Here is a 12,157-nt window from a genome sequence, read left to right on the forward strand (position 1 = left end):
GTCCGATGAGCCAGGCGGCGCAGAATCTGAACTGGTTGATCACCAACTTTGTGGACAACACCCCCGGGGTGTCCCACACAGTGGTCGTATCCGCCGACGGCCTGCTGCTGGCCATGTCCGAGGGTTTCCCGCGCGACCGTGCCGATCAACTCGCGGCCGTCGCCTCCGGTCTGACCTCGCTGACCGCGGGGGCGTCCCGGATCTTCGAGGGCGGGCCTGTCACCCAGACCGTCGTGGAGATGGACCGCGGGTTCCTCTTCCTCATGTCCGTATCCGACGGTTCCTCACTGGCGGTGCTCGCACACCCCGACTGCGACATCGGTCTGGTGGGCTACGAGATGGCCCTTCTGGTCGACCGGGCGGGAACGGTGCTGACGCCGGACCTGCGCGCCGAACTCCAGGGGAGTCTGCTCCACTGAGGCTTCCAGGTACCGCCCACAGCGCCACACACCGTCAGGCCGCCAACCGGCCCCACCCCGGCCCAGTCAGACGGCACGAAGACATCTTGCTGTCACGCCCGGAGGATTCATGACCCCGCCACCCGCCTCTCACGATCCGTACGGCGCCTCAGTCGACGCGTCCTACGGACTTGAAGGCGATCAGCCGTTGGTACGTCCGTACGCCATGACCGGCGGCCGGACCCGGCCGCGATACCAGCTCGCCATCGAGGCACTGGTCAGCACGACGGCCGATCCGGCACATCTCGCCGGGCTGCTCCCCGAGCACCAGCGGATCTGCCATCTCTGCCGCGAGGTGAAGTCCGTCGCGGAGGTGTCGGCACTGCTGTCCATGCCGCTCGGTGTGGCGCGCATCCTCGTGGCCGACCTGGCCGAGGCAGGCATGGTGGCCATCCACCAGCCGGGTAACGGAGAGGCCGGCGGCACGCCGGATGTGACACTGCTCGAAAGGGTGCTCAGTGGACTTCGCAAGCTCTAGCGGCGGAGCGGCACGATCGACCACCTCCGCGAAGATCGTGGTGGCGGGCGGATTCGGCGTGGGCAAGACCACGTTCGTCGGCGCCGTCTCGGAGATCAACCCGCTGCGTACCGAAGCCGTCATGACCAGCGCCTCCGCCGGCATCGACGACCTCACCCACACCGGAGACAAGACCACCACCACGGTGGCCATGGACTTCGGCCGCATCACCCTCGACCAGGACCTGATCCTGTACCTGTTCGGCACCCCCGGACAGGACCGCTTCTGGTTCATGTGGGACGACCTCGTACGCGGCGCCATCGGCGCCGTCGTACTCGTCGACACCCGCCGCCTCGCCGACTGCTTCCCCGCCGTCGACTACTTCGAGAACTCCGGGCTCCCCTTCGTCATCGCCCTCAACGGCTTCGACGGACACCAGCCCTACACCCCCGACGAAGTACGCGAAGCACTCCAGATCGGCCCCGACACCCCCATCATCACCACCGACGCCCGACACCGCGCGGACGCCAAGAGCGGACTCATCACCCTCGTCGAACACGCACTCATGGCGCGGCTCAAGTAGACGACCGCGTACGGCAGTTGCCGTAGCCCGGACCGGGTGTGGGCTGTGTCTTTGGACATAGCCCACCTCGGTGTTCATAACGTTTCGAGAGAGAATTCACGCCGCTCGGACACCCGACGCGTTCGACTGGTATCGCTGTGCTCACATCAACCTCGTCTTTTGACGGGGCTCGTTCTTTATGCCCGTTTTATCTGCGGTATGGACCACTCGGAATGGCCGATTCCCACTGTTTGGAACGGGACCGCCTCACGTGCTGGAATTCGATGAACTCCCGAGTAGTACAGCCCTGAACGAAAAACGGCACAACGTAGGTGCCGACGCCGAGAGGTTGTTGGTCGAGTGACGCGCAGCAAGACGAGCTCCGCGGAGCAGGCGGCGCGGGGTAACTTCACCCCGCCGCGGCGTACAGCGGCGCCGCCTGCGGACGCGCCAGGGAAGCCTCCGGTGCCCGGCAGCACGAGTCGGCTGTCCCCGCGCAACTGGCGCGTGCCGACGCGGCTCAACGCGATCCTCCTGATACCCGTGCTCGTCGGCCTCGTCATGGGCGGCTTCCAGGTCAAGGGCTCCATCGACACCTGGCAGGAGGCGCAGGACGCGGAGCGCACCGCGCTCGTCGTACGGGCCGCGTCCGAGTACGGCCAGGCCCTGCTCAACGAGCGCGACCTCACCGCCCGGCCCCTGCTGACGAACAAGCGCGACGACAAGGTCGTCGTGGACGCCAGGGCCACCACGGACGCCGCGAAGGCCACGTTCGACCGCGCCGTCGAGTCCATGCCGCAGGACGAGGGCCTGGAGCGGCGGCTGCGGCTCTTCCGCGCCGAAGAGCCCAAGCTGGAGACGATCCGCAAGACCGCCTACACGGCGGGCGTCGAGACGCCCGACAAGGCCGGCCGCAACGGCGGTCCGGTGGCGACCGAAGAGGGATACGTGCTGGTCCAGCACTCCCTCATGGAGTTCTCCAACGAACTGGGCCTCGGCACCGGCAACATCACCAGCTACGGCCGCACCGTCTACGCCGTCCAGCTCTCCAAGGCCGCCTCCTCGCTCCAGCGCTCCATCGGTCTGCACCTGCTGGTACGGCCGAGCGAGAAGCCCGCGATCAGGTCGGGCCAGTCGATCGCGTTCTCCTCGTACGCCTACCTGGAGGACATCGCGGTCGCCGAGTACGTCTCCGGCGGCACGGACGCGGACACGGCCAAGCTCCAGAAGATCATGGCCGAACAGGCCACCGAAGGCGCCAAGAAGCTCGCGACGGCGCGGCAGCAGGCCGCGGCGGCGGGCCAGAAGTTCATCGCCCCGCCGGCCCAGGACGGCTCGGTGGTCGACGGCATGGTCGCCGCGATCGCCACCGGTGACAGCCCCTCGCAGCTGGAGGAGCGCGGCGTCACCCCCACTGCGTGGATGGCCGCGACGACCGCCAAGTTCGACGGCTACACGATCATCGAGAAGGACCTGGTCGACAACGCCGTCAGCGACGCCGCGCAGATCTCCGACAGCGCCAGGAACGACGCGGTCATCAACGGCGCGATCGTGCTGATCGCCCTGCTGGCCGCCTTCGTACTGGCCGGGATGATGGCGCGGCAGATGAGCCGGTCCATGCGCCGGCTCCGTACGGCCGCCTTCGGTATCGCCGAGCAGCGGCTGCCGATGCTGGTCGACCAGCTGTCGCGTACCGAGCCCGGCCGGGTCGACACCCGCGTCCAGCCCATCCCGATCGACTCCAGGGACGAGATCGGCGAGGTGGCGCGCGCCTTCGACCAGGTGCACCGCGAGGCCGTCCGGCTCGCCGCCGAGCAGGCCATGCTCCGGGGCAACGTCAACGCGATCTTCACCAACCTCTCGCGGCGCAACCAGTCGCTGATCGAGGGCCAGTTGACCCTGATCACCGAGCTGGAGAACCACGAGGCCGAGCCCGAGCAGCTGGAGAACCTCTTCAAGCTGGACCACCTCGCGACGCGTATGCGCCGTAACGGCGAGAACCTGCTGGTCCTCGCCGGCGAGGAGCCGGGCCGCCGCTGGAACCAGCCGGTGCCGCTGGTCGACGTACTGCGCGCCGCGGCCTCCGAGGTGGAGAGTTACGAGCGCATCGAGCTGACCGGCGTGCCGGAGACCGACATCCACGGCCAGTCCGTGACCGACCTCGTGCACCTGCTCGCCGAGCTGCTGGAGAACGCCACCACGTTCTCGTCGCCGCAGACCAAGGTGCGGGTGACCGCGACCCGGCTGCCTGACGGCCGCGTGATGATCGAGATCCACGACAAGGGCATCGGCCTCACCGCCGAGGACTTCGCCGACATCAACCACAAGCTGGCCAACCCGCCGACGGTGGACGCCGCGGTGTCCCAGCGCATGGGCCTGTTCGTGGTCGGCCGGCTGGCCGACCGGCACGGCGTACGGGTGCAGCTGCGGCCCTCGGGCGAGCAGGCGGGCACCACGTCGCTGGTCATGCTCCCGGACGCGATCACCCACGGTGGCGGCGGCGAACAGCCGCCACCGCCGGACGACTTCACGGTCTCCCAGATCATTCCGGAGCAGCAGGCCCCGGCCTTCGAACCGGAGGCGCGGGCGTTCTCGACGCCGATCCTGACGGCGGCCGAACTCGGCTTCGACGACTCCCGATACGACAACGGGGCCGGGGACGGGGCGGGGAACGGGGCGGCGAATCCGCGCAGTCTCGACCCGGTGAACCGTTCCCTCAGGCGCGACGAGCGGCGCGCGGCGCTGGGCGGTGACAACGGCTCGGGCAACGGCGCCGCCGCGCCCCCGCCCGGTGGCGAGAGGCCGCTCTACGGCGACCAGGTGGACGGGCGGTACCGCGAGGAGACGGACGGCCGGTACGCGCCGCAGGAGGCGTCGTACGAGCAGAACGGCTACGCCTCCCCGCAGAGCGGGGCCGAGGGCGGCCAGCAGACGTACGAGGGCGCGGGGTACGACGCGTACGCCGCCCCCGACGGATACCGGACGACCCCCGACGGCTATCAGACGCCCGACGGGTACCCGGAGCAGCAGGACCCCCTGGGCGGCGGATATACGGAAGGGGCCTACGGGGCCCCGCAGGCGAACGGGGCGGGCTACGACAGCCTCTTCGCCCCCCAGGCCGACCAGGGTGGCTGGAGTGGCCAAGTCGGCTACCAGGGTGGGTACGAGCCGGAGCGGCAGCCCGAATCGGAATCCTCCGACGGCGCTGCGGCGGGCACCGGGGAGCGCGTAGAATTCGAACGTCCGGGTCCCTCCCCGAGCAACAGTCACACACTGACGGGAGCGGGACTGCCACGCCGTGGCGGCAGCGCACAGCCTCCGAAGCCGGAGTCGTGGCAGCCCACCGGTGAGGACGCCGGGCAGCGCAACGGACCGGACAGCGGTCAGGACAGCGGTGGCCGGGCCGATTTCTTCGGCCGGACCTCCCCTTCGGCCGGTACGGCGGAGGGGACGGCGCAGGCTGCCGAGCAGCAGGCCCCGGCCCCCGACACACACCAGGCACACCAGACGCACGAGACGTACGCACCGACAGCCAACCAGCAGCCGCAACCGCAGCCGCAGAACGGACAGAGTGAGGCGAACGGCCCCGACAACTGGCGTTCGACGAACGACGACCGCTGGCAGCGGGCCGAGAAGCTCCGCGAGCCCAAGGCCGGCGGGATCACCCCGTCGGGGCTCCCCCGGCGCGTTCCCAAGGCCAACCTGATCGAGGGAACGGCGGAGTCGACGCCGCAGAACGGCCCCCAGGTCTCGCGTGCGCCGGAGGATGTCCGCGGCAGGCTGAGCAACCTGCGGCGCGGCGTCCAGCGGGGCCGCAACGCGGGGACGGGCAGCGGCGGCGACGCGGGAACCACGGGGACGGATACGAACGGACCGGGTCGAGGCCCGGGCAGTACCTACAACCAGGAGCGTTAGTGTGAGCCCGATGAGCCAGGCGGCGCAGAATCTCAACTGGTTGATCACCAACTTCGTGGACCACACCCCCGGGGTGTCCCACACCGTGGTGGTCTCCGCCGACGGACTCCTGCTTGCCATGTCGGAGGGTTTCCCGCGGGACCGCGCCGACCAGCTGGCGGCCGTCGCCTCCGGTCTGACCTCGCTGACCGCCGGGGCCTCCAGGATCTTCGAGGGCGGTGCCGTCACCCAGACCGTGGTGGAGATGGACCGCGGGTTCCTCTTCCTGATGTCCATCTCCGACGGCTCATCGCTGGCCGTCCTCGCGCACCCCGAGGCCGACATCGGCCTGGTGGGTTACGAAATGGCTCTGCTCGTCGACCGGGCGGGAACGGTGCTGACACCGGACCTGCGCGCCGAACTCCAGGGAAGTCTTCTCAACTAACAGACAGACAGTGCGTTTCGCGTCACCGCACCATAGGGTTCGGTGGCGCGACTCCACAGGACAGTTACCGGCGATCGGGAGTCGGAGGAGGAAACGGTGGCAACACCCCCAGGCGGACACCCTTACGACGGTGGCCGACAGGTCCCGGGTGAGCATGCCCGAAACCACTTCAACTCCCCTTCCACGCCGGGCGGGAACGGCGGCCAGGGCGGGCGGCGGGACGGCGGCGGACAGCCGTACCATCCGCAGCGACAGCCGTATCAGCAGCCCCAACAGCCGTACGGACAGCAGCAGTCGTACGGACAGGGGCCGCAACAGCCGTACGGTCAACAGCCGTCGTACGGACAGGGGCAGCAGCAGCCGCAGTACGGTCAGCAGCCGCCCCACATCCAGCCGGTGCAGCCGAGGCGCCATCAGGAGCCGGAGTACGCCGCGCACAACCCGTTGGTACGTCCGTACGCCATGACCGGCGGCCGGACCCGGCCGCGGTACCAGCTCGCCATCGAGGCACTGGTCAGCACAACGGCCGATCCGTCAAGGCTGCAAGGGCAGTTGCCCGAGCACCAGCGGATCTGCCGGCTCTGTTTCGAGATCAAATCGGTCGCCGAGATTTCGGCACTGCTCTCCATCCCCCTGGGCGTCGCCCGGATCCTCGTAGCCGACCTGGCGGAGGCCGGACTTGTCGCCATTCATCAACCCGGCGGCGACGAGACCGCCGGGGGTCAACCAGATGTGACACTGCTCGAAAGGGTGCTCAGTGGACTTCGCAAGCTCTAGCGGCGGTGCAGCCCGCTCAACCACCAGCGCGAAGATCGTGGTGGCGGGCGGATTCGGCGTGGGCAAGACCACGTTCGTCGGCGCCGTCTCGGAGATCAACCCGCTGCGTACCGAAGCCGTCATGACCAGCGCCTCCGCCGGCATCGACGACCTCACCCACACCGGAGACAAGACCACCACCACGGTGGCCATGGACTTCGGCCGCATCACCCTCGACCAGGACCTGATCCTGTACCTGTTCGGCACCCCCGGACAGGACCGCTTCTGGTTCATGTGGGACGACCTCGTACGCGGCGCCATCGGCGCCGTCGTACTCGTCGACACCCGCCGCCTCGCCGACTGCTTCCCCGCCGTCGACTACTTCGAGAACTCCGGGCTCCCCTTCGTCATCGCCCTCAACGGCTTCGACGGACACCAGCCCTACACCCCCGACGAAGTACGCGAAGCACTCCAGATCGGCCCCGACACCCCCATCATCACCACCGACGCCCGACACCGCGCGGACGCCAAGAGCGGACTCATCACCCTCGTCGAACACGCACTCATGGCACGACTTCGTTAAGCGTTTTCGGGCCACGCGCCCGGAGTTGACCGACAACGGCGGCGGCCCCGCACTCCTCGGAGTGCGGGGCCGCCGTCATCGGCACGCGCGCCGGGCCGGCCCCGCCGGTCAGCGCGAGAGCCCCGCACGGTGGTCCGTGCGGGGCTCTCGCGGTGCTGTACGGCCGCTGGGGCGCCTGGGCTCAGCCTTGCCAGCTGTGCGGGGCCCGGAAGCCCGGCGTGCGCTCCAGGCGGCGCCAGCCGGCCGTGGAGCGGCCCCGGTGGGCCGGGGCTGCGTCCGCGTCGGTGCGGGCCGCGGCGCGCGCCATGAGGACGGCGGTGATGGCGGCCAGCTCCTCGGGGCCCGCGTGGCCCTTCTCGACGCGGAGCAGGGAGTTGTCGGCGGAACCGGCGGGATCGTTCATCGGGCTCGTGTCTCCGTCTTCTCGGCGGGTGGGCTGCGGCGTGGGCTGCGGGGACCGCGTCCGGCGGGCGCGGTCTCACTGCGGCGGGTTGCCGTGCTTGCGGGACGGCAGGTCGGCGTGCTTCGTACGGAGCATCGCGAGGGCCGAGGCGAGGACCTCGCGGGTCTCGGCCGGGTCGATGACGTCGTCGACCAGACCGCGCTCCGCGGCGTAGTACGGGTGCATCAGCTCGGCCTTGTACTCCTTGACCATGCGTACGCGCATGGCCTCGGGGTCCTCGGCCTCGGCGATCTGCTTGCGGAAGATGACGTTGGCGGCGCCCTCCGCGCCCATCACCGCGATCTCGTTGGTGGGCCAGGCGTAGGTGAGGTCGGCGCCGATGGACTGGGAGTCCATGACGATGTAAGCACCCCCGTACGCCTTGCGCAGGATGAGCGAGATCCGGGGGACGGTGGCGTTGCAGTACGCGTACAGCAGCTTCGCCCCGTGGCGGATGATGCCGCCGTGCTCCTGGTCGACGCCGGGCAGGAAGCCGGGTACGTCCAGCAGGGTCACGATCGGGATGTTGAAGGCGTCGCACATCTGCACGAAGCGCGCGGCCTTCTCCGATGCCTCGATGTCCAGGACGCCGGCGAGGGACTGCGGCTGGTTGGCGACGATGCCGACGACCTGGCCGTCGAGCCGGGACAGCGCGCAGATGATGTTGGTGGCCCAGCGCTCGTGGATCTCCAGGAAGTCGCCGTCGTCGACGAGCTCCTCGATGACCTTGCGCATGTCGTAGGGGCGGTTGCCGTCGGCCGGGACGAGGTCGAGCAGCACGTCGGAGCGGCGGTCGGCCGGGTCGTCGGACTCGGCGGTGGGCGGGTTCTCGCGGTTGTTGGAGGGGAGCATCGCCAGCAGGTAGCGGACCTCGGCGATGCACGTCTCCTCGTCGTCGTACGCGAAGTGCGCGACGCCCGAGGTCTCGGCGTGCACGTCCGCGCCGCCGAGGCCGTTCTGGGTGATCTCTTCGCCCGTGACCGCCTTGACGACATCGGGTCCGGTGATGAACATCTGCGACGTCTCACGGACCATGAACACGAAGTCGGTGAGGGCGGGGCTGTAGGCGGCGCCGCCGGCGCACGGGCCGAGCATCACGCTGATCTGCGGGATGACACCCGACGCCTTGGTGTTGCGCTGGAAGATGCCGCCGTAACCGGCGAGCGCCGAGACACCCTCCTGGATACGCGCGCCCGCGCCGTCGTTCAGCGAGACGAGCGGGGCACCGGCCGAGATGGCCATGTCCATGATCTTGTGGATCTTGGTGGCGTGGGCCTCGCCCAGGGCGCCGCCGAAGATCCGGAAGTCGTGCGCGTAGACGAAGACCGTACGGCCCTCGACCGTCCCCCAGCCGGTGATCACCCCGTCCGTGTACGGCTTCTTGGCCTCCAGGCCGAAGCCGGTGGCCCGATGCCTGCGCAGCTGTTCGACCTCCCGGAACGAGCCCTCGTCGAGCAACAGCGCGATGCGCTCGCGCGCCGTCAGCTTGCCCTTGGCGTGCTGCGCCTCGGTCGCGCGTTCGCTCGGCCCGCTCAGCGCCTGCCCCCGCAGCGAGTGCAGCTCGGCCACGCGCCCACGGGCGTCGACGGGCTCACTCGGCGTCTGGTCCACAACGGTCATGTACCGACCCTACGAACATCCGAGCCGAAAGCCGCCGTCGACTCCACACAGTCTCCTGCCCGGATTCCTGGTGGGGCTGGACAGAACCGGGGTCGGCACGGGCCGATTCGACAGCCCGGCGGCCCTCGCGGTTGTGAGGTTCCTCCAGACGCCGACCCGTGTCGGCCGTGTCGGCCCGCTGTCGGCCCGGTGGCCGACCGGGGGTCATGCCTCGGTCACCGTGCGGGGCGGGGCGGCGGACGGGGCCGATGTGGACGGCGGTGGGTGAGCGACCGGTGCGTGGTGGGTGAGCGGTCGGCGTCGGGTCGTGATGTCAGGCCGTGACGTCAGGTTGTGACGTCAGGTTGTGACGTCAGGTTGTGACGTCAGGTTGTGACGTCAGGTTGTGAAGACTCGCAAACTTTGAGAGCGCACTCACCCGCAACTCTTGACGCGTCCCGGACACCTGGCAAGCCGGACGGCGAGCCGGACGTCTCGGGCGCGGCGCACGACGGGAACCCGGTGCGGTTCACCGTGCCGGTCGGTTCCTGAACTCCGGCAACCGGACCGACGGTGCCCCGTCGCCCCCGCCTTCCGAGGGGTGACGGGGCACCGTCGTGCGCGCGCACGGGTGGAGTTTCGGGCAAGGTTTCGGACAGACCCGCCTGATCGACGGAAGATGTTGAACTTTGAACGAGATGGGTCTACGGTGAACGTACTTGAAGGCTAAACAAAAACGTCCCGGGAGAAACACATGTCACTCTTCAACCGCAAGTCCGACTCCGACTCCGCCGACGCCGCGCCGGTCAACCCCGAGCTGGCCACGCTGACCGGTGACTACACCATCGACCCGTCGCACAGCAGCATCGGCTTCACCGTGCGTCACGCCATGGTCACCAACGTCCGCGGCGCGTTCAGCAAGCACGAGGGAACGCTGAGCCTGGACGGCTCGAAGCCGGAGAACTCCACCGCGTCCATCGACGTGGACATCGAGAGCATCGACACCGGCGCCCCCGACCGTGACGCCCACCTGCGCAGCGCGGACTTCTTCGACGCCGAGACGTACCCCAAGATGACCTTCCGCTCGACGAGCGCCGAACAGCTCGGCGGCGACGACTACCGCATCACCGGTGACCTCACCATCAAGGACGTCACCAAGCCGCTCAGCATCGACCTGGAGTTCAACGGCAAGGCGACGGACCCGTTCGGCAACGAGCGCGTCGGCTTCGAGGGCACCGCCACGATCTCGCGCTCCGACTGGGGCCTGAGCTGGAACGCGGCGCTGGAGACCGGCGGCATGCTGGTCAGCGACAAGGTGAAGCTCGCCTTCGACATCTCGGCGATCAAGACCCAGCCCGAGACCGCCTGACCGGCCGGAACGGCCCGCACCGGGGTCGTTCCGCCGCGCACGCGGTGTGCGGAGCGCGGGTGGCGGTACGGCGCGGGGCGACAGTCAGAATCCGCCCCCGTCGAAGCCGCCACCGCCTCCGAAGTCCCCTCCCCCGCCGAAGCCGCCTCCGTCGAAGCCGCCACCCGAGCCGCCGTCGTAGCCGGTGTAGTCGCCGCCTCCGTAGTCCGCGGCGTAGGCGGGGGTGGTCAGGGCCGTACCGAGCATGGTGCCCACCAGCAGGGCGGGAAGCACGCCGCCGCCGAAGTAACCGCCGGCCCAGGGGCCGTACGCGGGCCCGGCGTCGTAGTACGGGCGCGGGCCGTGCTCGGTCTGCACCATCCGCGTCATCGGGTCGTCGCCGTCCGCCAGGCGCGCCGCGTCGGCCGCGCAGACCGGGATGGGGCGCACGGCGCCGCCGGGCGGTGGTGACCAGTCCACGTCCTTGACGGACGGGCCGTGCCGGGGATCGAAGAAGCACGGCGAACGGCGCTCCGGGAGCGGCGTGCCCGTGCGCCGCGCGGCGAGTGCGGCAAGCGAGAAGCGGCCGTCCTCCAGCGCCTCGGTCACCCCGCGCACATCCTCCGGATGCCCGGCGGAGGCCATGAGCGATTTCGCCTGCTCGTACGCGTCCAGCGCGTGCTCGTAGTCCGTGCGCATCGCGTCGTCGGCGCCCTTCTCACCCGGATGGAAGTCGAGGCGGTCGAGCTCCTCGCCGAAGGCGGTGATGTCCTCGTCCACGACGACCCGGAGCCTGCCCAGGGCCTGCCTGTCGCGCTCCTCCTTACGGAGGCGGTTGCGGCGCAGCACCGCGTACACCCCGGCGCCGCCCAGCACGACGACACCGCCGAGCGTGATCAGCCCGGTCGCGCCGCCGGTGCCGGTGCCGTCACCGGAGGACGTGTCCCAGCCCGCCGGGGCCCGGCCGCGCGATTCGGCGAGGGCCTGGTCCACGAAGTTGTCGAGTTCCACCGACGCCGCGACGGGGCCGCCCGTGCCCTTGGCGCCGTCGGTGATCGTACGGACGGCGCCGGGCGGCAGGACCCGGGCGTCGGCGGCGGCGTCGAACGTGTCGCCGAGGCGTACGGCGTAGACGCCGGACACCCCGGTCGCGTCCCTGAGTCTGTTCAGCAGTGTGGTGTCCGGATCGAACTCGGCGGCCCGCGGCAGGACGGCGACGAAGACCGGCTTGTCCGCGTCCTTGATCTTCTTCGTCAGCGCGTCGGCGTCCGACCGGGAGAGCTGGTCGGAGGCGCGCGGGTCGACATAGACCGGGCCCTTCTTGAAGGCCGCGGCCACGGCATCGGGGCCGGTGGCTGCCTGCGCGCCCGGCGCCGCGACGACGGCGGCGCCTGCGAAGGCGAGCAGCAACCCGGACAGAGTGGTGAACAGCCTCGTCCTCATATCACGACGGTACCGGAGGGCGCCTCGATCCGGAGCGGCCCGAATGTGACGGAACGAGGACGGAACGGGGCGGGGCGGGTACGGCGCTGTTACGGAACGGGGCCGGGTGGGCACGGAACGCTCGCGACCCTGTCGCGGAACGAGCGGCGCGCCCGGACGGGGAGGCCCGG

The 12,157-nt window shown here is 69.9% G+C and carries 11 protein-coding genes; 8 read left to right on the plus strand and 3 right to left on the minus strand.

Annotated features, from left to right (window positions below; genetic code table 11):
* Positions 1-5 precede the first annotated feature (5 nt).
* The 7 genes from OG700_RS09625 (at position 6) to OG700_RS09655 (ending at position 7,155) form a co-directional block, all read left to right on the plus strand.
* Positions 6-419: a roadblock/LC7 domain-containing protein gene (locus OG700_RS09625; protein WP_023538416.1), complete on the plus strand. Its 414-nt coding sequence runs from the start codon at positions 6-8 to the stop codon at positions 417-419.
* A 109-nt stretch (positions 420-528) separates the two neighbouring features.
* Complete coding sequence (locus OG700_RS09630; protein WP_023538417.1) at positions 529-936, plus strand: DUF742 domain-containing protein; 408 nt, start codon at positions 529-531, stop codon at positions 934-936.
* On the plus strand, positions 917-1,498 hold the full coding sequence (locus tag OG700_RS09635; protein ID WP_189282429.1) for an ATP/GTP-binding protein: 582 nt from the start codon (positions 917-919) through the stop codon (positions 1,496-1,498). Before OG700_RS09630 ends, OG700_RS09635 begins: the two co-directional genes overlap by 20 nt.
* A 339-nt stretch (positions 1,499-1,837) precedes the next feature.
* Positions 1,838-5,392, plus strand: coding sequence for a nitrate- and nitrite sensing domain-containing protein (locus OG700_RS09640; protein WP_405611813.1), 3,555 nt, complete (start codon positions 1,838-1,840; stop codon positions 5,390-5,392).
* A 10-nt stretch (positions 5,393-5,402) separates the two neighbouring features.
* Positions 5,403-5,816: a roadblock/LC7 domain-containing protein gene (locus OG700_RS09645; protein ID WP_078079450.1), complete on the plus strand. Its 414-nt coding sequence runs from the start codon at positions 5,403-5,405 to the stop codon at positions 5,814-5,816.
* A 96-nt stretch (positions 5,817-5,912) separates the two neighbouring features.
* The gene (locus tag OG700_RS09650) at positions 5,913-6,593 is read left to right on the plus strand and encodes a DUF742 domain-containing protein (RefSeq protein WP_405611815.1); all 681 of its coding nucleotides are present in this window, start codon (positions 5,913-5,915) and stop codon (positions 6,591-6,593) included.
* Entirely contained in the window at positions 6,574-7,155 is a 582-nt protein-coding gene (locus tag OG700_RS09655; protein WP_031229389.1) for an ATP/GTP-binding protein, read from the plus strand. The genes OG700_RS09650 and OG700_RS09655 overlap by 20 nt, the downstream gene beginning before the upstream one ends.
* 181 nt (positions 7,156-7,336) lie before the next feature.
* On the opposite strand, the gene OG700_RS09660 is transcribed toward OG700_RS09655, so the two are convergent.
* Complete coding sequence (locus tag OG700_RS09660) at positions 7,337-7,558, minus strand: acyl-CoA carboxylase subunit epsilon (protein WP_405611817.1); 222 nt, start codon at positions 7,556-7,558, stop codon at positions 7,337-7,339.
* Positions 7,559-7,633: 75 nt separating this feature from the next.
* Positions 7,634-9,217 carry an acyl-CoA carboxylase subunit beta gene (locus OG700_RS09665; RefSeq protein WP_405611819.1) on the minus strand — a complete coding sequence of 528 codons (1,584 nt, stop codon included), beginning with the start codon at positions 9,215-9,217 and terminating at the stop codon, positions 7,634-7,636.
* Positions 9,218-9,950: 733 nt separating this feature from the next.
* Here OG700_RS09665 and OG700_RS09670 point away from each other — a divergent pair.
* Positions 9,951-10,565, plus strand: coding sequence for a YceI family protein (locus OG700_RS09670; protein ID WP_405611821.1), 615 nt, complete (start codon positions 9,951-9,953; stop codon positions 10,563-10,565).
* Between the two features lie 84 nt (positions 10,566-10,649).
* On the opposite strand, the gene OG700_RS09675 is transcribed toward OG700_RS09670, so the two are convergent.
* On the minus strand, positions 10,650-11,987 hold the full coding sequence (locus tag OG700_RS09675) for a hypothetical protein (RefSeq protein ID WP_405611822.1): 1,338 nt from the start codon (positions 11,985-11,987) through the stop codon (positions 10,650-10,652).
* Positions 11,988-12,157 lie beyond the last annotated feature (170 nt).

The sequence above is a fragment of the Streptomyces sp. NBC_01508 genome, assembly GCF_045040315.1.
Lineage (GTDB): Bacteria > Actinomycetota > Actinomycetes > Streptomycetales > Streptomycetaceae > Streptomyces.

Coding starts and splice junctions, on each gene's coding strand:
- OG700_RS09625 (WP_023538416.1), top strand. CDS start 6: ATGAGCCAGGCGGCGCAGAATCTGAACTGGTTGATCACCAACTTTGTG.
- OG700_RS09630 (WP_023538417.1), top strand. CDS start 529: ATGACCCCGCCACCCGCCTCTCACGATCCGTACGGCGCCTCAGTCGAC.
- OG700_RS09645 (WP_078079450.1), top strand. CDS start 5,403: ATGAGCCAGGCGGCGCAGAATCTCAACTGGTTGATCACCAACTTCGTG.
- OG700_RS09660 (WP_405611817.1), bottom strand. CDS start 7,558: ATGAACGATCCCGCCGGTTCCGCCGACAACTCCCTGCTCCGCGTCGAG.
- OG700_RS09665 (WP_405611819.1), bottom strand. CDS start 9,217: ATGACCGTTGTGGACCAGACGCCGAGTGAGCCCGTCGACGCCCGTGGG.
- OG700_RS09670 (WP_405611821.1), top strand. CDS start 9,951: ATGTCACTCTTCAACCGCAAGTCCGACTCCGACTCCGCCGACGCCGCG.
- OG700_RS09675 (WP_405611822.1), bottom strand. CDS start 11,987: ATGAGGACGAGGCTGTTCACCACTCTGTCCGGGTTGCTGCTCGCCTTC.